Genomic DNA, 21205 nt, shown 5'->3' on the forward strand with positions numbered 1-21205 from the left:
GAACGATCGGCGCTGTACAATTTTATGTCTAAATGGTTAGACTGAGAAGGTAGCATTTATTACCAAAAAATACAGCCGACGCTCAACAGACAATGATTTTCGGTAGCATTTTTGCGGTAGCGCTAAATTCTTAGGAAAATACTAACTCACAAAATTAATGTTGCCAAGTACATCTAATTATTTGCTTAAAAATGGTCGCGTGCCCGCGTCTCTTCTAGAGATGAAATCGATCGCGCCGTCAGCTTCTACTGTCGCAATAACGGGGACTGAGAACAATTTTTGTTTGGTGGATATGGAAATTGCAGCGGGTACGATCGCTCAAATTATTCCATCAGGTACAGAACATTTATTCCCAATTGCAGATATCCCAATTGTCGATTTGTGCGGGGGCTTAGTTTGGCCTTGTTTTGTGGATATGCACACTCATTTAGACAAAGGCCATATTTGGGAACGATCGCCCAATCCCGATGGAACTTTTGCCAGCGCGATCGAAGCAGCGTGCGCTGATGCCGAAAAAAACTGGAATGCAGAGGATGTTTACCGACGGATGGAGTTCGGCCTCAAGTGCAGCTACGCCCACGGAACCAAGGCCATCCGCACTCACATTGACAGCGCAGGCGAACAGGGAACCGTTAGTTTGGGAGTATTTGAAGCGCTGCAAGCCGAATGGGGCGATCGGCTGATCTTGCAAGCAGTTTCCCTGGTTTCCCTCGACTATTTCCTGACACCAGCCGGCGAAAAATTAGCCGATCGCATGGCCCAAATTGGCGGCATTCTCGGCGGCGTCGCCTATATCAACCCCGACTTAGACAAACAACTCGATCGAGTTTTTGCCTTAGCCAAAGAACGAAATTTAAACCTCGACTTCCACACCGACGAAAACGACGATCCAGAATCAACAACACTGCGAGAAGTCGCAAAAACCGCCATCCGCCATGAATTTATCGGTCAAATTATCTGCGGGCACTGCTGTAGTTTAGCCGTACAACCCCCCGAATTAGTAACAGAAACCCTCGCATTAGTCAAGGTCGCAAATATTGGCATTGTCAGCTTGCCGATGTGCAACCTTTACCTGCAAGACCGACAATCTCAGCGTACACCGCGCTGGCGGGGAGTCACGCTGCTGCACGAACTCAAAGCAGCAGGAATTCCCGTTGCAGTTGCTAGCGACAATTGTCGCGATCCGTTTTACGGATTTGGCGATCACGATGTTTTAGAAGTCTTTAATATGGCAGTCCGCATTGCCCATTTAGATAGACCTTGGGAAGATTGGCCGCGCACAGTCACAAAAACACCAGCAGATTTAATGGGATTGCCGAATCTAGGAAAAATTGCTGTTGGTTTACCAGCAGATTTAATTTTGTTTAAGGCGAGGAATTTCAGCGAACTGTTATCTAGATCGCAAGGCGATCGCACAGTTTTGCGGCAGGGTAAAGAAATTGATACAACTTTGCCCGATTACCGCGAACTAGACGATTTGTTAGCAATTTAAATCAATTCCGGTTGCACTCAGACATGATAGAGGAGACGGCAATGCCGTGTCCCTACCCCAAAATAATATTGTAGGGAAACGGCACTGCCGTCTCCTGATTTCCGGTAATATTAATTACGATGCCAACGGATTTGATATTAGATAATATACACAACACGCACCCTACATTATCAACCAAATTCTCTTTTCTTCCTTCGCGTCTTCGCGGTTCGTTCAAAAAAAATCTATTCATTTATAATTCCATCTTGTCAATTGAGAACTAATTTGATATAAATATAAAAGCTGATTCAATCGAGGACATTTTAAGTGAAAGCAGTTATTTTATTGTCGGGAGGGCTGGATTCCTCAACTGTTTTGTATCAAGCCAAGGCCGACGGCTGCGAGTGTTACGCTATTTCCTTTGACTACAAGCAAAGGCACCGGCGGGAGTTGGAATCAGCAAGGGCGATCGCACTTTCGGCCGGGGTTAAGGCACATCAGATAGTAAACTTTGACTTGACGCTTTGGGGCGGTTCGGCTTTGACGGATAATCAGATCGAATTGCCGATCGATCGCACTCTGGGAGAAATGTCTCAAAACATCCCCATTACCTACGTTCCAGCTAGAAACACGATTTTTCTCAGTTTTGCCCTCGCCTACGCAGAAACCCTAGAAGCCGATCGTATTTACATCGGTGTCAACGCTTTAGATTATTCCGGCTATCCCGACTGTCGCCTCGATTATATCCAAGCCATGCAGGAAGTATTTCGGTTAGGAACAAAGCAGGGAAGAGAAGGAAATGCTATTAATATTGTAACACCTTTAATCGAACTTAAAAAAACAGAAATTATTCAATTAGGCAACAAATTAGGAGTGCCTTGGGAGCAAACTTGGTCTTGCTATGCAGGCGGCGAAAATGCCTGTGGCGTTTGCGATTCTTGTCGGTTGCGGCTGGCGGCTTTTGAGGAATTGGGGTTAAAAGATCCCGTGCCTTACGCTTAAACATTACTTACGCACGGGCGGTCAAAAACCGGTTTTTTTTGCGATAATACATTACAGATGGCAGAAGCGACAAAAAACCCGGTTTCTTTTTCTTATGAATGCAATCGATCGGCTCACTCCAGAACAAGAAGCTTTGATTCCATTATATCGGGAGAAATGGAGAGCGATCGCACTTTCTACCGAACCAATCGATCGGCAAAAAGCCACAGAAGCGGTAACAGCAGCCTACGCATTGTTAGGTAAAAAACCACCTCTCATTCTTTTTTCTGATAGTCCTTATGCGTCGTTTTACCCTACTTTTAGCCAAATGGAAAGTTTGTTTTGGAACGACCCGTGGCACGACCATTGGAACGATCCGTGGTGCGAACCGAAGGGGCAACTGGATTCGCAACTGGGCAGACAACTTACCACGCTGCTAGGGAAGCATCACCTGAAAAGTCAATTGGTTAGAACATTGGATCGTCAATTGCTAAATCCAGAGATACAGGAATTAACAATGCAACTGATGCGTCAATTAGAAAGTCAACTAGCATATCAGCATACTACCTATTTTCCATTAAAAAGCTTAGCTTATTTAGGCACTTTGTTTGACTTTTATATTTCGGTTTTAAATTGCCATTACAATAAAAAAAAATGGTCTATCTATCAGTCTTTAGCCAAGTATTGCGGCTGGATAGTTCCGTTTAAAAGGGTTTGCTTTATCTGCGATCGTCCTACAGTTCTTTCCTTCGACAATCAACAACGACTGCACGCTTTAGGTTCTCCCGCTGTTCTGTTTAAAGATGGCTTCAAAGTGTATGCAGTTAATGGAGTGAGAGTGCCGGAGTTCTACGGAAAACTGCATCCTTCTCAATGGCGTGCAGATTGGCTTTTATCTGAGAAAAATGCCGAAGTAAAACGAGTTTTAATTCAAGGGATTGGTTACGATAGAATTTGTCAAGAGTTGCAAGCAACTGAATTAGACTCTTGGCAAGAATACACGTTACTCAAAATTGATATAGTCGAGATTTTTGAGAGTGAATGGGGTTATGAAGAGGAAAAGCATATGCACTTATTGAAAATGACTTGTCCCAGCACCAGATACATTCATGCACTGCGAGTTCCCCCTGAAATTACATCCGCAAGAGAGGCGATTAGTTGGGTAAATTGGGGAATCGACCCAGAAGAGTTTTCCCTCCAAACTTAAGTTATTATAAAGATGAATCAAGTATGTTGACTCATTCACTCTCTACACTTTGTCCTTAATCTCGATACTCGGCCTTTAAATCAAAATCTCAACTAGAAAATTTCGCCATACCTCTCAACCCGCTATTCGATCGCCCTTTGCCCACAAATTCCCCATCCGCTGCTGCAACTTCACCCAAAGCTCGATCGCCCGCCGCCCCTGACAGCAAATGAATTTGAATTTGATCCAACCGCGGCCCGCACACAGAAACAACCGTAAGTTCCACATTTTCGCAGCGCCACACTTCCCCAACAGCCGGCATTCTTTGCAACTGATAGCTCAGAAAACCTCCGATTGTCTGATATTCGTCAGTTACTGGCAAATCCACATTCAATATTTGATTCACATCATCTACATTTAACTGCGCTTGCACCAAAAAAGTGCGATCGTCCAATACTTGCAAAGCAATTTCTTTGCTGTCGGGCGACTCGTAGCTGCGACCGATAATTTCCGCAATCAAATCACTCAGCGTCACTAACCCGGAAATGCCGCCAAATTCATCGACAACGATCGCAATTTCTTCCGACGAACTCTGCATCAAAGGCAGCAGTTCCCCCAGCAGCATCATCTCCGGCACAAACCTCACCGAAGACATCCAAGTTACAATTGGCGTGTCGGGAGATAGCAAACCTTCAGCTAGGGGTTTCGCAAGTTGTTTGAAGCCAATAATGCCGATAATGTCGTCTAAAGAATCTCCCGTCACCGGATAGCGGGAATGGTTAGAAATCGCCATTTCGTCGAGCAAAGTTTGAAAGGTGGCCGTCTTCGGAAGTGCGACAATGCTAGGTCTGGGCACCATTACTTCTTGTACCCAAACTTCGCCAAATTCAAACACGTTGTTGAGCAATTCTCGCTTTTCTGCTTCCAAGCCGCTTGATTCGCTCGAAGTAGCTATAATTAATTGCAGTTCTTCGGGAGTAACCGGTCGGTGCCTGAGGTCGTATTCGATCCCCGCAAACCGCAAGAGCGATCGAGTGGATTGATTGAGAAACGACACAAAGGGATTGAACAAACGGGCAATCAATAAACTCGGAGGCCCTAAACTTCTGGCTAGCTGTTCGGAATACAGTAACGCTACAGATTTGGGAAAGAGTTCGCCGAGTACGATTTGCAGGTAAGCTAGCAACAAAAAAGTTACTATTGATATGCTAAAAGAATGGGCGATCCCAGACTTGATGTAAGTTGGCAGCGGCAAATAGCCGATCGACATTCTCACTAGCACGGCGATCGTACTTTCCCCAATCCAGCCGATAGCTAAACTCGAAACAGTGATGCCCAACTGCATTGTCGAGAGCAATCGCTCGATACTTTGCTGCAAAGATTGCACCGTTTGAGCTGCCAAGTCCCCGGCATCCACTAACTGATTGATGCGCGATCGGCGTACCGTCACCATCGAAAACTCAGCCGCCACAAAAAAAGCATTAATCGCAATCAGCAACAGCACTGACAGCAACCGCGACAGCACCTCTGTCAAACTCATCGCGGGTAAATCAGATATCTCCTGCACTCTCGCCCCTAAAAGTGACACAATGCTCCCTAAAAAAACTTTCTCGATCAAACCTGAGAATCCGTCTGCAGGTTTGGTCTCCTTTTATCTTACTTTGCCACTGGAATGCCAGATATTTGCAACTGAAGTTTTTGACCTGGATAATCTGTCAGCGTCAGCGAAACTTCTTTAGCATTTTCCAGCAAAGCTGTGGGAATACTCACCGTACCGTAAAACACCTGCCCGTTGGGGGGCAGTTCCGACGGCAAATCCTCAGCAGTCGCGCTCAGGGCCCGGCCGCGATCGTCAGTGACGTTCAAGAAACTGTAGAGAAACCTCACAGCTTGGGATCCTTCATTTTTCATGCTCACGTCTAGCAGCATGGAATTGCTGCGCTGACTGGCCGCGCTGACTTCCAAGGTTATTCCCCCGTCGCGACTGTTCAGAGGGAACTTGGCGCTGGCATTTGGCGAGGCAGATTTTTTTGCCGTGGCTGGTTTAGAGCTTGCCTTGTCTGCTTTAGTATTTGCTTGAGCCGTTGTTTTGTCTGGATCGCGACCTTCTACCCGCGCTTTGACGGTTGTGAGAATGTCTTTTTCTTTCAAAATGCTCACTTGGTCTTTGCTAGCCCGAGTTCCCTGCTTGCCGCTGCCAGCATTGTTGCTGGGGCGAACATCGGGTTGAGTCGTTCCTTTCAAGGCTTCGCGACCTATAGTAAATCCCCAAACAGAACTCGTCACGCCTGCTCCAAACATCAGAGCTAGCAGAATTAGAGTCAGCACTACCGTCGAATTCACTGCCATTGCCTATAAGTTTATGCCGAGTCGTAGAAACTGCTTTGTCGGGTCGATCGGCTTCAGCACAGTGGCTAACAGGCGATCGGGACTCAGCAGATCTAAAGATTTTGATTTTTGTTCTCTAGTTCTAGCACGGACTGGGAAATTATGTTATAATTCATTTTCAGTTAGGTCGAACAAATCGACTTAACGGCAGTTGGCCGAGCGGTTTAGGCAGCGAACTCATAATTCGCCCCAGGCAGGTTCAACTCCTGCACTGCCGATTTCAAATAAATCAAGAAGCTCCGCGCTCTGGCTAAAAACCAGGTTTCTTCCCAGATACCAGTCCTGGACGGATGGGGGCTAGAAACCCGGTTTCTACGAAAAATTTGCGACAAGTAACGAAAAATATCCCAATAAACCTGGTTTGTGAGGTCGCAAGTGCGATCGCCAACTAGAAATTTGGTCGATCGCGAGATCCTGAGCTGGCACTGCACTCGGAAAATTCTTATTCTGATGCAAAGGTCAACGATATAAACCCTTAATCAATTCCACATTAGATCGGCTCGCTCCTGAGATGGCGGGCGCTGCGCGGGGACGCTCATACTGCACTCCAAAAATTCTTATTCCGATGCAAAGGTCAAGGATATCAACCCTTAATTAACTCCACTCCGTCGCGCCCGTCGAGCTCTTGAACGTAAACCTTAACTTGTTCTTCCTTTGCAGTCGGCAACTTTTTACCTGTAAAATCCGGCTGAATCGGTACTTCTCGGTGGCCGCGATCGACTAATACTGCCAACCAAATTTTCTCCGGCCGGCCGTAATCGTTTACCGCATTCAAAGCCGCTCGAGTCGTTCTGCCTTTATATATAACGTCATCTACCAACACCACGGTTTTGCCCGTCAAATCGAAAGGAATTTCTGTTTTAGCCGGTGTCCGCATCGCAACTCGATCCAAGTCATCTCGGTAAAAGGTAATATCCAAAGCGCCCACGCATACTTTGACTTGTTCGAGGACTTCAATTTGATCGGCCAAAATTTGAGCTAAAGGCACTCCTCTACTATGAATCCCCAACAGCACTAACTCCGAGGGGTTCCCTGATTTTTCGACAATCTGGGAAGCGACGCGGGTGAGAGTGCGCCTCACTTCATCTGGCGATAAAATTTCGATAATTTTAGTCATTGCTTGCTGCGAGCTAATTGTTGGCTGTTGGCGGATCGAACAATTTTAGATTTTAGATTTGAGAGTGTAGATGGACTTGACAGATGAATCTGGGGGTTTGAACTCAGGTCAAAACTTTTTTTTTGCTCCTGTCGGTGGCTTATATCTCTCTTCTGCTGGACTTACCTCGAACGGATGAAAAGCAGATGCTGCGATTGCAATGCTTGGAGCGCGAACAATGACATAAATACGTTATTTATGCCTCCTGGACTGTTCGGGTAAGGTCATCCGTTAGCGGCTCAAACATAATAAGGTATAAAAAAGCAATGATAGTCCCAACCAAATCAGAAAGCAATACCGAGTTAATTGCAATGCTTGGCAAATTAGCTGGTCTGTAATCGGGTGAATCGGCTCGCCTAACAGCGGTTTGTGTTTGAGAACTCCACGATAGGAATTTGTACCTCCTAGTTGCACTCCCAAGATGGCGGCGTAGGCGCACTCGCTCCAACCGGAATTGGGACTGGCATCTTTAACAGCATCTCTCTGACAAATCTGCCAAATGTAAATCGGTTTGCCAGATATAAGGGCTAAAGTAATCACTGTTAGCCGACAAGGAATCCACGTCAGCACGTCTTCTAGTTTGGCGCTAAACCATCCTAAATTAGTGTATGGCGCTTCTTTGTAGCCGATCGTAGAATCTAATGTGCTGGCTGCTTTGTAAGCGATCGCCAAGGGGACGATCGCACTCGCCCACATCGAGTTAGGATCGATCGGGCGATCGGTAAAACTTAATAATAGATGCGGCAGAGCGAACCCAAGTAACGCATAAAATAGCGGTGCTGTCACACCATCGACGGCATTCTCTGTTACAGTTTCTAACAATGCTCGCAGAATTTCTGGCTCCGATAAGTTTGCGGTATCCCGGCCGACGTAAAGGCTCAACCGTTCTCGCGCCTTGACTACATCTCCAACATTTAAAGGTGCTAGCACGTCCACCGCAGCCGCCCTCAAACTGCGACCTGCAAAACAGCTTGCCAGCAAAATGGTCTGTAGGGCAATACCTAAAAGAGGATGCACCCAACTAGCAGCTTGGACGATCCACCAACTGACAGTATAACTGCCTAGAATCAGCCCGATCGCTAGTATTGTACCAGCACATCGTAGCAGCAGTTTGTGCTGGTCGCCAGCGGGACGATCGCCAGCGGGAGGCATTTTGCCTGCGGGATTATTCCATATATTAAAGACAAATCGAGTATAGCGGTCGATCGCCCAACCCATCGCCTGCACGGGATGCGGCCAACCCCAAGGATCGCCGATCGAATAATCTAATACCGCAGCTAAAATCAAAACAGGAAATTCATCCGGCATCATTATATATTGTGTCAAACTTGATAGTCCGTCAATCGATTTTAGATTTTAGATTTTAGATTTTAGATTAAAGAATTGAAGAAAGCGACCCCACCGATCGATCCGGGGGCTTGCGATGGGGAGCGAGGAGCTTTTTTCTCGCTCCACGGATGAATCCGGGGGCCCGAACCATCTTCCTTGATTGTCAGAGCAGGATCGATCGCCCCAGAGAGCAGATTTTAACTCCTGCTACCCTTGCGGACTTGGATTTTTTGAGGGGCGATTTTTTAGTAGAAGGAAGAAGGAAGAAGCAATAAAGGCAAGGGTTTGAGCAATTCAAAACCTCATCGTCATCAGGGGTGGTTGGTATAAATGCTGAGATTACTTTAGTCGCCCAGCAAGTGTACGTTCTCCTCCCAATTAACACCGTCAAAGGGTAGGATCTGAAAGTGTTTGATGGCATCTGAGTCAAGACAGCGGACGTTGACATCGAATTGCTCGGGATGCGATCGGGGGCGATAGAACGAGTGAATACCGCAAATCCGACAGAAAATATGTTTAGCAGTTCCTGTATTAAACGTATAGGTGGTCAACACATCTTCGCCACTGAGCAAGGTAAAACGTTCCGGCGGCACAATGAGGTGCAAAAATCCCTTCTTTTTACAGATAGAGCAGTTGCAATCAGATGCTTCGTGTTTGTCAACGGCGACACGGAAGCGGACAGCACCGCAGTGACAGCCGCCAAAGTAGGTAACAAGTGTTGTGTCCATGTGTGCTTGCTGCCGATCGAATAAATGAACTTACCATTTAAATGATAAAGCTAGTTTCTTCCCCAAGAGCCGCTTGCCAACTGCGGACATCATAGTATAAGTCTTCGAGGGAAATACTGTACAGCGCTTCGGCAAGTTTTTTGTGCAATCGGTTCCACAAACTGAATGTTACCCAGTCCTCTGCTTGCGTCGCATCGGGAAAATGTCGAGGTAAAGGTTCAATAGTTTCACCTACAGCCTCTAAGATTTGTCCTAAAGAGATTTGAGCGGGCTGGCGGGCCAATTGATATCCTCCTTGGGAACCCCGAACAGATTGGACTAAACCGGCTCGTCGCATTTCAATCAGCAATTTTTCTAGATACGGAGCCGGTAACTCCTGTCGCTTCGCTATCGATTTCACCGATGTCGGGCCGAAGCGAGGTTGCAAACTTAGATCCAGTAATGCTTTGACACTGTAGTGTCCGCGTGTGGTTAACTTCATGGGATTTTAAGAGGGGGGCAAATATTTAGCTAGCTGATAGGTGATAGCTTATGCTACCGAGTTTAGAGATTGCTCGCATCGACTGCAGCTACTCCTCAAGAAAGACTACAGGTTGTTAAAAATATTTAGATAATAGTGGTTAACAATTGAGCCGATCGGTGTAATATGGTTTTACGACCAGCTATAAAGCTAAAGTTTCTTGGTCAAACCAAAAACCAACCGAGAAAAAATCCGTACACCAGTTGAATATTTCAGGACTCAGTAAATGGCTAAAAAGAAAAATATCGAACCCCTTGAAGGCGAAGGTCTGATCAAAAAGGTCAAAGACCTAGAGAACCTTACCAAGGAAGAAAAAGCTAGAGCCTGTGGCTACTACACCGTTACCAAGAACGGCGTAGAACGGGTCAACATGATGAAATTCCTGAATGCGCTGATTGATGCAGAAGGCATTCAGCTAGACGGGAAGCAAAACGGCAACGGACGCGGCGGACGCTCAGCCAGCTATCGGATTAGCGTTCAATCTAACGGCAACTTACTGATTGGAGCCGCCTACACCAAACAAATGGAACTCCAGCCGGGAGATGAATTTGAAATCTCTCTGGGACGCAAGCACATTCACCTGCGCCAAATCGATCGAGAAGAAGAAGTATCCTAGGCCTTTACGACTTGCTTTGACTTCTTGCTTGAACTGGTTGGTTTGACTTCAAGCATTGACTTCAAGCATTGACTTCAAGCAGAGAGTTGGCTCTGAAATCTTTCTGTGAGCCTAAAACAGTATGGCTTCTATAGATGGCAATGGCTCGACAAAAGCCACTGCCACTGCTTTATATTTTCCGGGAATACCTATTCTCGCCCCTCGCTATATCCGTTTGGACAAGCGGGGGATTTTCCGCGTAGCTGTTGAAGAGAAGTTCGCCAACGGATTGTGTAGCGGAGGTAACGAATTTAAGGGATGGATGTTCAGCAGCGGATTTTATAACGCATTTAACGGATGGATGTTGAGTTTCGATGGTTGAGGTTCCAGCCAAGAAGCTGGTTCGGTTGAGCTACGAAACCGAACAAAGCAAGAAAATAGCGGAAGTATTCTCAGCCAAGAGTGCGTAATACCAGTTAAAAAAATAATGTAACTGTCGGCAAACTCCAAAGCACGAGCTTCATCATTTCTTCCCAATTATTTAATCTAAAATCTAAAATCTAAAATTGTATAAGTCTCGTGCTTGCTCCTGATTTTTGTGTGTGGGGGACTTGTTTTGACGGGAAGCCAACAGCCTGGATCGCCCGTAAGTGAAATTACGAGCTGGAAAAGTTAAAGTGTTAGGGAGCAATTAGTCACCAACCTATGCCGTTGCCCCGATTCGCTAGCAAAACTTCTCAAAACCAAACAAAAATCCCCTTGCGTCGCGTTCTAGTGGCCTCTTTTGTGTTGCAAATCGTCGCAGCAGTTGGGATTGTCGGCTATCTGTCCTTTCGCAACGGACAAATAGTAGTGGAAGAGTTCGCCCAGAAATTGATCGCGGAGACGGGGAAAAGAGTTGAAGAAAAGCTAACTGCTGTTCTTGAAAATACCCAGTGGGTAAATCAACTTAACGCTGAAGCGATCGACCGCGCTGAATTAAACTTACAGTTAGAAAGGCCCCAGCCTCGGGGAGAGAAGTTCCTCTGGCAGCAAATGCGATCGTTTAAAAGCATTCAGTGGATTTCCCTCGGTGCTGAAAAATCAGGAGAATATCTCGGCATTTGGCGCAACCCGAGCGACAACAGCTTGCAAATTGTCACAGCGTCGAAGGCTACCAACTCTCAGAACATTTACTACGCTACAGACGGCATAGGCACTCGCACCGCTAAATTAAAGGCACAACCGGCAACCTACGATGCCCGCCGACGCCCCTGGTACAAAGAAGCTGTCGCAGCTAACAAACCGATTTGGACGAGCATTTATCGGGGTTTTACTTCCGGCACTGTTTTTATTGCTGCCAGCGAGCCCATTCGCACTCGAAAGGGTAAATTGCTGGGAGTTTGTGCAGTAAACTTTTCGCTCTCGGAGTTTCAGCAATATCTCCACCGCATCAAGCTTAGCAAAACGGGACAAATTTTCGCGATCGAACGATCGGGCTTGCTGGTAGCCAGTTCGAGTCAAGAATCACCCTTTAGAAAGATGTCGGGAAAGCAGGAACTGCAACGGGTGAATGTTTTAGACAGTCAAATTCCTGTCATTCGCACCGCAGCTAAATATTTGTACGAACACTTCAAGGGCTTTGGCGACATTAAGCAGCGGCAGCAACTGAAATTTAGCCGAGACGGGCAGGAATATTTTTTGGAAGTGCTGCCCTTTTCTGATAGTTACGGTTTGAACTGGCTGATTGCGATCGCAGTTCCCAAATCCGATTTCCTGGGGGAAATTAACAGAAATACCCAGACTACAATTTTACTTTGTTTGGTGGCGCTGCTGCTATCGACAATTGCCGGAGTGCAGACAGCTAGGTGGGTAACGCTGCCGCTGCTGCGACTTAACGAAGCAGCTAAAGATATCGCCGCCAGAGAGTTCGATCGCGCTGTTGCTGTCAGTAGGCTTGAGGAAGTCGGCGAATTAGCGCAGTCTTTCAACGAGATGGCAGCTCAACTGAAAAAGTCTTTTCAAGCTTTGGCCGCCAGTGAAGAAAAATTTGCCCAACTGGTAGAAAATTTGCCTGTTGGAGTCTCGGCGAGAGATCCGGGCGGCGCAGTTATTTTCATGAATTCGGCGGGAGAGCAAATATTGGGCAGGGGAGAAATGCCCGATGCTACCGCAGCAGAGCTAGCAGAAGCTTATCAAATTTATATAGCAGGCACTAATCAACTGTACCCGGCCGAGCAAATGCCGTTTGTGGGGGCGTTGAGTGGCTTCGAGGTGATTGCTGAAGATATGGAAATTCGCCGAGACGGGAAAAATATTCGTTTGGAAGTGCGAGCGCTGCCTGTGTTTGACGGTGCGGGCAATATCCTTTATGTTCTGACTGTTTTTAAAGATATTACGGCTCGCAAACAGGCAGAGCAAATATTGGCTGACTACAACCGTACCCTCGAAATTGAAGTAGTCGATCGCACGATCGAGCTAGCCTCGATCAATGCCCGCTTGCAAGTCGAAATTGAGGAGCGCCAGCAAGCTGAAAAAATTATCCGTCAAGAGCGGGACTTTAACTTAAAGATTATCGAAAATTCTCCTATTTTTTTTGTGGCGATCGACTCTGATGGTAAAATCCTGCGGGTGAATGACTGTATGCTGCAAGCTGTGGGCTATACTGCCGCAGAAGTTACGGGGAAAGATTACTTAGCTACATTTGTACCCCCAAGCGATCGAGCCGGATTACATTCGATTTTTGAGCGCGTAACAGCGAGCCAGCAAACGGTTAACGAACATCCCATTCTCACAAAGTGCGATTCCCTACGGGATAGCTGCGCTTCACGGACTTTGTTAGTCGAGTGGCACGGCACACCGGTGCTCGACGAAGGTGGCAGCCTGGATTTCTTGTTTGGATTTGGGATTGATATTGGCGAGCGCAAACAAGCACAATTAGTCTTGCAAAAAAGCGAAGCTCTGTTTCACAAATTAGCGAACACTGTTCCCGGAGAACTTTACATATTAGTGCAGCATCCCGACGGCTCAGCCAATATGGAGTATATCAGTCCTCTGTGCCGAGAAATTCAAGAATTAGAGCCGGAGGAAATCCAGAACAACTCTGCTTTATTCTACGAACAAATGCACCCGGACGATCGCTCCAGTCACTTCGAGGCAATTGTCAAAAGTGCGACCGATCTCGAACCATTTTCCCACGAGTGGCGGATTGTGACAGCATCGGGAAAACTCAAATGGCTGCAAGGTTATTCTCGACCAGAATTGCGCGAAAATGGAGATATTGTCTGGCACGGCATAATCATTGATACGAGCGATCGCAAACAAGCAGAACAAGAACTCAAACAAGCCAAAGAAGCCGCAGAAGCTGCCAACAAAACTAAAAGCATCTTTCTCGCCAACATGAGCCACGAATTGCGAACCCCCCTCAACGCCATTCTCGGCTTCGCTGAATTAATGGAACCCAGCGCTAATTTAAGTGTGCCGGAAAAAGAAAATATCAAAATTATTCGCCGCAGCGGAGAACACCTGCTCCAACTGATCAATCAAGTCTTAGACTTATCTAAAATTGAAGCTGGGCGCATGACACTCAACGCCAAAAATTTTGACTTGTACCGCTTGCTGGGCGACCTGCAAAATATGTTCCAAATTCGGGCGCAAAATAAAGGATTGCAATTAATTATTGACTGCTCATCCGATGTTCCCCAATACGTGCAAGGTGATGATATTAAGTTGCGACAAGTGCTGATTAATCTATTAGATAATGCGGTTAAGTTTACCGAAAATGGTTCGGTTTTAGTCACAGTAAGGCACGATCGAGAAGGAATAAATCAGCCAGCAGGCGAAATATTTAACAAACATAAAAATAAAAAAACGCTTGTTATTTACTTTGAGATTGCAGATACAGGATTTGGCATTTTCCCCGAAGAATTAGAGAGTATATTTGAATTGTTCGTGCAAAGTTCATCGGCAAAAAAAGTTCAAAAAGGTACGGGATTAGGATTAAATATCAGCCGCGAGTTCATAAAATTAATGGGCGGCGACATTACCGTCGAGAGCGAAGTAGGACGCGGCACAGTCTTCAAGTTTGACATTCAAGTTGTTACCGCAGCCGCCCCTGTTGAAGTCATCAATAAATATCTTGAAGTCAATGAGTTATCGGCGGAGAGTTCAAGTATGGTAACAGAACAAATATCTGAGAGTGCAGCAATATTTACGCTTGACTCGATGCCGAAAGTTTCCCCAGAATGGACAAACAATCTAAAACAGGCAGTCCGTCAGGCTGACTTCGACTTGATTGCTACAATAATTGAGCAAATCCGCAGCGATAATGATGTTGTTGCCGAAGTTATGATGAGTCATCTATATAATTTTGATTATCAAAAAATACTCGATTTAATTGCTGAAATTGAGCTGTAGGGTGCGCCGAAGCTCACCTTAGCTATAAAGTTGCTGTAGCGAGCATCTCTGCAGAGATGCTTCTCGAACAGTTATTTTAGCTGCTGCGACAATAGTCCTGAGATGGCATAAATCCTCGCTCAGATCCTCAATAAAGTATGATAATTATCATGCTTGATTTGCTCTTAATAATTTAGTGTTTGACTTGACTTTTTTGAAGCTATAGTTAACCCCCCGATCGCCCTTTTGGTCAAGGGAAATCGAGGGGGCTAACTGTTATTTGTCAAGTATCTGAGGATATCAAGCAGGGTTAGCTTGAGCTCGTCTTTGCAGCAGGCGGGCAATTTCAGCTTTTTCTACAAGTCCGACGAGGACGCCGTTTTCACGAATGACGGGGAGTTCTTGTACTTTTAACTGTTCCAGAAGGGTGACGACTTCGAGGAGGGATAATTCTGGTTTGACTGTTGTGGAAAATTCGATCGGCTTCACGAGTTCTTTGACTAAAACTTCGGGCCAGCGTCCGGTAGTAATGGTTTTGAGGTCGTCAAGGTCGATCGCCCCTACCAATTGTCCCGCATCGTCGGTAACTAGGAACCGACGCCAGGTATGAGCGCTACCGATAACGTAGTTGTTGGCAAATTCTCTGAGCGATAAGTGTTCTGGGACGATCGGGCTTTCGGGGGTCAAAGCATCTGCTGCTGTCAAGCCTGCCAGTTCATTTTGGACTGTGGCATATTGGGCAGATTGACCGGCATTTTGCAATAAGAACCAACCGATGACTAGATTCCAAATATTGCCAAATATGCCTGTACCGATCGCGATCCAACCAATTATTTGACCGACGCGGCTAGCAAAAATTACGCCTTTGTAAGGGTTGCCGGTAATTTTCCAGACGATCGCTTTGAGGATGTTGCCGCCGTCGAGGGGCAAACCGGGAATTAAGTTAAATAAGGCTAAAGCTAAGTTGATGGAAGCTAAAAGTCCGACGATCGCGGCTGCGGGGCCTGTGAGACCGGCGCCGATGCCGATCACTGTTAACAAACCGGATAAAAATAAGCTGACCAACGGGCCTGCAATGGCTACCCAAAATGCTTCGGCTGGCGTTTTAGATTCTCTTTCTAAATTAGCCAGTCCCCCAAACAGAAATAGCGAAATCGATTTCACGCCAATTCCCTGTTTGATGGCTACCCAACTGTGTCCTAATTCGTGGGCTAAGACGGAAGCAAATAACAGCAACGCTGTGAATAATCCCAACATCCAGGGCGCTACGGGGCCCAATGCGGGAAACAGGGCAGCTAATGCGCCACCGTACTGCCAGGTTACTAAACCAAGAACTAAAAACCAAGATGCGTTGACAAAGAAGGGAATCCCAAACAGGTTGCCGACGCGAAATGTACCGTTCATAATGGCTACCTCTGATTTTACGAAGGAGAGGTTTTTCTCTCTGTCTCCTTATCGTAACGAAACGTAATGGCGATGTTAATGCTTCAATTAGGGTGTTATCCGTCTGTGGAGGTTCGGTTTGCGGAATAATTACCGCCGACTGCGGTTTTGCCCGCTAGGGGTTAAAATCCTTATCTCAAAACGGAAGTTCTTGCTATGAGGCTTGAGGAGGATATCTGTTTTAGTTTTCTGTTTTAGTTTTCAGTCGGTTTTAACTCAAATCTTGCACCTCTGTCATGAACAGGCAAGATGCCTGTTCCAAAAAAATTTAATTTTCTTGTGGGGAGTAGGAGTTGGGCATCCTGCCCGTCATAAACAGGCAAGATGCCTGTTCCACAACAGATGAATTTTATTTCTTGTGGGGTGGGCACGAGAGCCCGCCCATAAAAGCCTGATTGAGAATGGTGCAACCTATGAGTTTCAAGCAGATTTAGCTATAATTACTGACCATAACAATACTTTTGCTGCTAATAATTATGCCAGAATCTTTTTTGCTCGGTCGGCTGCTGCTGCAATTCAACAGCGAAGCCGCTGATATTATTACAGACTTATCCGCTGTTGCTTTAACTCCCGACGGCCATTTGTGGCTGGGTTCCGATGAAACGACTTCGATCGAGCGTTTGTCGCCTGTCGGGCCTCATATTTTTGGAGAACATCAAAGATTTGCGATCGCAGATTTTATCAATCTACCTGGAAAATCCGAAATCGATATCGAAGGAATGGATTTCAGCAGCGATTATCTTTGGCTGGTCGGTTCTCACAGCACAAAACGCAAAAAAACTAAAGGCAAAGACCCCGACAAAGACATTGAAAATTTAGCACAAATCGAGACAGAGGTCAACCGCTATTTGCTGGCACGAATTCCTGTAAAAAACGGGACTTTGTGCAAGTCAATTTCCCATCCTGAAAATCCCAAAAACCAACTGAAACCGGGATACCTTCAGCGGACAAAAACGGGCAATTTGCTGACAGACGCGCTGAAAGATGACAGGCACCTAAGTCTATATTTATCTGTGCCACTTCCGAGTAAAGAAAATGGCTTTGATATTGAAGGGTTGGCGGTGCGGGGCGATCGCATTTTCCTCGGTTTGCGGGGGCCGGTGCTGGGGGGTTGGGCGATAATTTTAGAGATAGAAGTTGAAGAGGCAGAACCGGGAGTTTTAAGGCTTAAGGCGATTGGGGAAGGAGGGAAATTGTACAACAAACATTTTGTCGATCTGAACGGTCTGGGCGTGCGAGAATTGTGCTGGAATGGGGAAGATTTGATTGTTTTAGCCGGGCCGACGATGACTTTATCTGGAGAGATGAGGGTTTTTCGGTTAAAGGGGATTTTAGGGCGATCGGGCGACAGTATTACTGGGCAAGATGGGGGAGATTTGGAGGTATTGTTTGATTTGCCTTTTAAGGTGGGTGCGGACAATGCTGAGGGATTGAGCCTGTTTCCCTATTTGGGGGGCAGAATTCGCTGTTAGTTGTTTACGATTCGCCGGATGCGGGGAGAATGGTTGAGGAAAATTCTATTTATGCGGATATTTTTAGGTTGGGTTTGTAGTGAGGACTTCAGTCCGCCAAATTCAGGACTTTAGTCCTTACTACAAACAGATATTAGGTTTGGTTTGCAGGCGCGCCTCATGTTTTTGGAAAACATCAAAAATTTGCGATCGCAGATTTTAGAGAACTTTTTGATTATTTTATGGCTGACAAGCCTTCACAGCATCATGTGAAAACATTGAACTAGACTGTTCAACACATTTAGCAGTGTCTGCCTTGGCTTTTTGACAGACAGTGACTGCATCAGGAGAAAACATCCATCTAGCAGCTTGCAAACATTCAGATGTGTAAGGCGTTGGATTTTGACAAACAGTGACTGCATCAGGAGAAAACATCCACTTAGCAGATTTTAAGCATTCACTTTTCGCATTACTTGTATTTGATGATGACGTGTCTTGTTTATTACTAGAATCGACTTTAACTTCTGGAGAAATTGTCCAATCGCTAGGAAAAGTCACGGTCGCCAAAATTCCACTGCCGATCAAAACAGCTAGGACTGTTAATGATGCAATGGCACTAAAAGTAGTAGACTTTCTTAGAATATTAGATTTTGTTCCTACATAGCTATAAAGCAGAGACCCTACAGTCCAAGCCAGCACAATCACTATCATCCAAAGAAGTCTTGATTCTGAGGCAAGTCGATCTGAACCTACAGCATCTATTATGCTCCAGATCGGATGAATAAAAAACCAGTAAAAAAAAAATCCTGTACTGAAAATCCCCGCTAGGATTAGCAAAAAGCAAGAAAAATAGAACAAAACAAGCTTCATATGAGTCTACTTAGTTAAGAATGAAGACTGTGCAGAACTGGCATTAATAGTGTTTTCAAATGTTCGCTAACAGCAATTTGCTCTGAAAACTATTAAGCAAGGAAATAGCTTTTGTCTCCCAGAGAAAAACACTATATCTTTAAATACACCTACACCTTATTATATGCTATTTCCCGAAAAGTCTTGTCTGTGAGGACTTCAGTCCTCAGAAGAGAGGATTTCCATGAGTCATATCATGTGCGATCGATTAGCCGCGATCGTCCTAGGGGCGGGTTCGCCAACAGTAATTGCCTCAAGCCAATAATCTAGTAAACCCGCCCCCACCAAATGCTAAATTCTAATCTACCTCATTTTCACCAATGCAGTGCGAACTTAATAGTTCGGTTGGTTATATATCTAAAAAGCAAGGACTTTAGTCCTTACTATAAACAGATACGAAATTAAGTTAGTTGTCGATCGCATCCCTTCGCCGCTGGCTGTAGCGTTTCAATTCATCAATTAAGTGAGTATCGTTAGAAGCTGTTCTCGCGCCCGCTTCCGCCGCCCACCGCTTCAAATCTTCAATTTGCGATCGCGCGATCGCAGCTAAAGGTACTGTATCCTCGATCGACCTCAAAATATCCTCCGTCATCAAATCCCGGCGCTGTCCGTTTACAAACGTGCCAAAGGCTCGGTACAATCCATCTATTACCACTTGCTCGATTTCTGCACCGCTAAAATTCTCAGCGCGTTTCGCCAAAACTACCAAATCAAACTCGCGCAATCTAGTCGGCCGCAAACGCTGCAAATGCACTTTAAAAATATCTTGCCGTTCCGATTCTGAGGGCAAATTTAAAAAGAAAATTTCATCAAACCTGCCTTTTCTCAGCAACTCTGCCGGCAAAATCCGCACGTTATTTGCAGTTGCCACAATAAACACCGGGCTCGTTTTTTCCTGCATCCAAGTAATCAAACTGCCGAATACCCGGCGCGAAGTTCCCGAATCGCCGTCGCTGCCGCTGATAATGTTGCCGAAGGCTTTATCTATTTCATCGATCCACAAAACGCAAGGTGCGATCGCCTCTGCTAATTGTATCATTTGCCTGACGCGGCTTTCGCTTTCCCCGACCACGCCGCCAAACAATCTCCCTGTATCCAATCGTAGCAGCGGCAAACGCCATTCACAAGCAATAGTTTTCGCAGATAAAGATTTGCCCGTTCCTTGAATTCCTACTAACAAAACTCCTTTCGGGTTCGGTATACCGTAGCGACGCGCTTCGTCAGTAAAAGCATCTTGCCGCATCTTTACCCACTGTTTCAAATTCTCCAAGCCGCCCACACTTTTTAGGGATTCTCTGGAGTTAAAAAACTCCAAAATGCCCGTTTGGCGAATTGCTTGCTGTTTTTCCTCCAAAACTCCGTCAATATCTGACTCGTTAATTTGCTGTTTGGCGGCCAAAGCTTTAGCCAAAACCCGCCCGATTCTAGCGCGACTCAAACCCTGACAAGCTTTAACCAACTGTTCCCTTGCTAAACCGCTAACTTGCAACTGTTGCGGCTTTTCTACAACGTGGGAAATTAAACTGTCGATTTCTTGCACGTTGGGCAAAGGAAAATCAATTACTGTGACTTCTTCTTTCAATTCCTCCGGTAATTCCAGCGTGTGAGAAGTAAGAACTATAGTTTTTTTGCTGCGCTTCAATTCCCGCGTTAAATTCCGCAATTCCCGCACTACCGCCGCGCTTTTTTCGCTGTATGGATATTTCAAAATTGGGTGCAAATCCCGCAGTACAAATATGGTATATTCTTCAACAGCAGTTTTGCTGACGCGATCGAGCGCCGCCATTACCGAACCTTTCCCAGAACCGTTATCCTCCCAGCCCCGCACAAGATCCCAGAACAACACCCGGCGCGCGGGAGTTACTTGCAGCGCTACTTGGGCAATTACGGCTTCGACCGGTTCCTCCTCCGCGCCGACAATGTACAGCAGCGAATAGCGGGCGCGAATCATCAAATCTAGTCGTTTTACGAGTGCCTCGAAATGGTTATTTTTACTGCCATTGACGACATCTAATGCTTTGGGGTTTGGGTAATTTTCTGTCATTTTAGTGGATCTTGTAGAGAGAAATTAAACTTTATTAAATATTTTGTTCGCAGTCAGGATTTTAGTCCTTAAAATGATTTAACCCAATTAAAGGTTTGTAGTAAGGAGGTTAGTCCTTAACAACTATTTAAGCGGACTAAATTCCGTACTGCAAACGTTAAAATTATAACAGCCTAGTACGCAATTGACTACTTAGCAACTTTTCGAGCTTGTTTCACCATTTCAATGAGAGTGTGGTGAGCATCTTCGGCGTCTTTTAAAGTGCGATCGAAATTTACTCTGACAGGCACTGTTTCGTCGTTGACTTTAGCGGTTAAATCCATGCCGTTGGCATCAATAGCGAGCATTTGAGCTTCCGTTGCCTGCGGTTGGTCGCCAAATGCTTGAGCATATAGCACGACAGCACTAGCGTGGTCTTCGTTCATGTGAGTGCAGATGCGATCGCTAATCTCAGTGGAAAACGGTTCTGACATGGGAGATTCCTCAGATGCAATATCGATCGATTGTACTGCGATCGGTACAAAGTTTTCAATAGCGATGAATTGCCTCAAGAGTTAAGCTGTTGTGCATTTAAAACGCATATTGTATTATACAATATAACCATATTTATGAAAAGTCAATGCCTAGTAA

17 protein-coding genes, 1 tRNA gene and 1 pseudogene are annotated in these 21205 nt (G+C 45.7%); 8 read left to right on the top strand and 11 right to left on the bottom strand.

What is annotated here, in order from left to right:
* The first annotated feature begins 157 nt into the window (after positions 1–157).
* Positions 158–1492 (top strand): cytosine deaminase, encoded by a 1335-nt coding sequence (locus QUA78_RS12005; RefSeq protein WP_333300882.1) that lies wholly within the window; start codon positions 158–160, stop codon positions 1490–1492.
* A 52-nt stretch (positions 1493–1544) separates the two neighbouring features.
* Here the strand turns inward: QUA78_RS12005 and QUA78_RS12010 are convergent, their stop codons facing one another.
* Positions 1545–1724, bottom strand: a complete 180-nt coding sequence (locus QUA78_RS12010; RefSeq protein ID WP_333398816.1) for a hypothetical protein — start codon at positions 1722–1724, stop codon at positions 1545–1547.
* Positions 1725–1798: 74 nt separating this feature from the next.
* Here QUA78_RS12010 and queC point away from each other — a divergent pair, with 74 nt between their 5' ends.
* A complete protein-coding gene (gene queC / locus QUA78_RS12015) occupies positions 1799–2473 on the top strand; it encodes a 7-cyano-7-deazaguanine synthase QueC (protein ID WP_333300879.1) in 675 nt (224 codons plus the stop codon).
* A gap of 94 nt (positions 2474–2567) precedes the next feature.
* Positions 2568–3659, top strand: a complete 1092-nt coding sequence (locus tag QUA78_RS12020; RefSeq protein ID WP_333300877.1) for a DUF6745 domain-containing protein — start codon at positions 2568–2570, stop codon at positions 3657–3659.
* Between the two features lie 88 nt (positions 3660–3747).
* On the opposite strand, the gene QUA78_RS12025 is transcribed toward QUA78_RS12020, so the two are convergent.
* Together QUA78_RS12025 and QUA78_RS12030 are read right to left on the bottom strand one after the other, a co-directional pair.
* The gene (locus QUA78_RS12025; RefSeq protein ID WP_333300875.1) at positions 3748–5226 is read right to left on the bottom strand and encodes a hemolysin family protein; all 1479 of its coding nucleotides are present in this window, start codon (positions 5224–5226) and stop codon (positions 3748–3750) included.
* Between the two features lie 68 nt (positions 5227–5294).
* On the bottom strand, positions 5295–5987 hold the full coding sequence (locus tag QUA78_RS12030) for a hypothetical protein (RefSeq protein WP_333300874.1): 693 nt from the start codon (positions 5985–5987) through the stop codon (positions 5295–5297).
* A 184-nt stretch (positions 5988–6171) separates the two neighbouring features.
* Between QUA78_RS12030 and QUA78_RS12035 the strand changes: the two genes are divergently transcribed.
* Positions 6172–6244, top strand: a tRNA-Ile gene (locus QUA78_RS12035).
* Between the two features lie 365 nt (positions 6245–6609).
* Here QUA78_RS12035 and pyrR read toward each other — a convergent pair.
* The 4 genes from pyrR to QUA78_RS12055 form a co-directional block, all read right to left on the bottom strand.
* Positions 6610–7143, bottom strand: a complete 534-nt coding sequence (gene pyrR, locus QUA78_RS12040) for a bifunctional pyr operon transcriptional regulator/uracil phosphoribosyltransferase PyrR (RefSeq protein WP_333300872.1) — start codon at positions 7141–7143, stop codon at positions 6610–6612.
* A 270-nt stretch (positions 7144–7413) separates the two neighbouring features.
* Complete coding sequence (gene cbiB, locus QUA78_RS12045) at positions 7414–8493, bottom strand: adenosylcobinamide-phosphate synthase CbiB (RefSeq protein WP_333300940.1); 1080 nt, start codon at positions 8491–8493, stop codon at positions 7414–7416.
* 362 nt (positions 8494–8855) lie between these two features.
* On the bottom strand, positions 8856–9239 hold the full coding sequence (locus tag QUA78_RS12050) for a GFA family protein (protein WP_333300871.1): 384 nt from the start codon (positions 9237–9239) through the stop codon (positions 8856–8858).
* Between the two features lie 37 nt (positions 9240–9276).
* Positions 9277–9720 carry an Rrf2 family transcriptional regulator gene (locus QUA78_RS12055; protein ID WP_006635345.1) on the bottom strand — a complete coding sequence of 148 codons (444 nt, stop codon included), beginning with the start codon at positions 9718–9720 and terminating at the stop codon, positions 9277–9279.
* 265 nt (positions 9721–9985) lie between these two features.
* Between QUA78_RS12055 and QUA78_RS12060 the strand changes: the two genes are divergently transcribed.
* The 3 genes from QUA78_RS12060 to QUA78_RS12070 all read left to right on the top strand — a co-directional run bounded on the left by QUA78_RS12060 (position 9986) and on the right by QUA78_RS12070 (position 14749).
* Positions 9986–10375, top strand: coding sequence for an AbrB family transcriptional regulator (locus tag QUA78_RS12060; RefSeq protein ID WP_333300869.1), 390 nt, complete (start codon positions 9986–9988; stop codon positions 10373–10375).
* Between the two features lie 121 nt (positions 10376–10496).
* Positions 10497–10736, top strand: a complete 240-nt coding sequence (locus QUA78_RS12065; RefSeq protein WP_333300868.1) for a hypothetical protein — start codon at positions 10497–10499, stop codon at positions 10734–10736.
* A gap of 377 nt (positions 10737–11113) precedes the next feature.
* The gene (locus tag QUA78_RS12070; RefSeq protein WP_333300866.1) at positions 11114–14749 is read left to right on the top strand and encodes a PAS domain S-box protein; all 3636 of its coding nucleotides are present in this window, start codon (positions 11114–11116) and stop codon (positions 14747–14749) included.
* Positions 14750–15028: 279 nt separating this feature from the next.
* Here QUA78_RS12070 and QUA78_RS12075 read toward each other — a convergent pair whose 3' ends face one another.
* The gene (locus QUA78_RS12075; protein ID WP_333300864.1) at positions 15029–16132 is read right to left on the bottom strand and encodes a site-2 protease family protein; all 1104 of its coding nucleotides are present in this window, start codon (positions 16130–16132) and stop codon (positions 15029–15031) included.
* Positions 16133–16647: 515 nt separating this feature from the next.
* Here QUA78_RS12075 and QUA78_RS12080 point away from each other — a divergent pair.
* Positions 16648–17723 (top strand): annotated as a pseudogene (locus tag QUA78_RS12080) (DUF3616 domain-containing protein).
* A gap of 139 nt (positions 17724–17862) precedes the next feature.
* On the opposite strand, the gene QUA78_RS12085 reads toward QUA78_RS12080, so the two are convergent.
* The 3 genes from QUA78_RS12085 to QUA78_RS12095 form a co-directional block, all read right to left on the bottom strand.
* Complete coding sequence (locus QUA78_RS12085; RefSeq protein ID WP_333300861.1) at positions 17863–18492, bottom strand: hypothetical protein; 630 nt, start codon at positions 18490–18492, stop codon at positions 17863–17865.
* A 445-nt stretch (positions 18493–18937) separates the two neighbouring features.
* A complete protein-coding gene (locus QUA78_RS12090; RefSeq protein ID WP_333300859.1) occupies positions 18938–20575 on the bottom strand; it encodes an AAA family ATPase in 1638 nt (545 codons plus the stop codon).
* Positions 20576–20763: 188 nt separating this feature from the next.
* Entirely contained in the window at positions 20764–21126 is a 363-nt protein-coding gene (locus QUA78_RS12095) for a DUF2470 domain-containing protein (protein ID WP_333300857.1), read from the bottom strand.
* Positions 21127–21205 lie beyond the last annotated feature (79 nt).

The sequence above is a fragment of the Microcoleus sp. K4-B3 genome, assembly GCF_036704615.1.
Lineage (GTDB): Bacteria > Cyanobacteriota > Cyanobacteriia > Cyanobacteriales > Microcoleaceae > Microcoleus.

Coding starts and splice junctions, on each gene's coding strand:
- QUA78_RS12090 (WP_333300859.1), bottom strand. CDS start 20,575: ATGACAGAAAATTACCCAAACCCCAAAGCATTAGATGTCGTCAATGGC.
- QUA78_RS12065 (WP_333300868.1), top strand. CDS start 10,497: ATGGCTTCTATAGATGGCAATGGCTCGACAAAAGCCACTGCCACTGCT.
- QUA78_RS12085 (WP_333300861.1), bottom strand. CDS start 18,492: ATGAAGCTTGTTTTGTTCTATTTTTCTTGCTTTTTGCTAATCCTAGCG.
- QUA78_RS12010 (WP_333398816.1), bottom strand. CDS start 1,724: ATGAATAGATTTTTTTTGAACGAACCGCGAAGACGCGAAGGAAGAAAA.
- QUA78_RS12030 (WP_333300874.1), bottom strand. CDS start 5,987: ATGGCAGTGAATTCGACGGTAGTGCTGACTCTAATTCTGCTAGCTCTG.
- QUA78_RS12060 (WP_333300869.1), top strand. CDS start 9,986: ATGGCTAAAAAGAAAAATATCGAACCCCTTGAAGGCGAAGGTCTGATC.
- QUA78_RS12075 (WP_333300864.1), bottom strand. CDS start 16,132: ATGAACGGTACATTTCGCGTCGGCAACCTGTTTGGGATTCCCTTCTTT.
- pyrR (WP_333300872.1), bottom strand. CDS start 7,143: ATGACTAAAATTATCGAAATTTTATCGCCAGATGAAGTGAGGCGCACT.
- cbiB (WP_333300940.1), bottom strand. CDS start 8,493: ATGATGCCGGATGAATTTCCTGTTTTGATTTTAGCTGCGGTATTAGAT.
- QUA78_RS12055 (WP_006635345.1), bottom strand. CDS start 9,720: ATGAAGTTAACCACACGCGGACACTACAGTGTCAAAGCATTACTGGAT.
- QUA78_RS12050 (WP_333300871.1), bottom strand. CDS start 9,239: ATGGACACAACACTTGTTACCTACTTTGGCGGCTGTCACTGCGGTGCT.
- QUA78_RS12020 (WP_333300877.1), top strand. CDS start 2,568: ATGAATGCAATCGATCGGCTCACTCCAGAACAAGAAGCTTTGATTCCA.
- QUA78_RS12005 (WP_333300882.1), top strand. CDS start 158: ATGTTGCCAAGTACATCTAATTATTTGCTTAAAAATGGTCGCGTGCCC.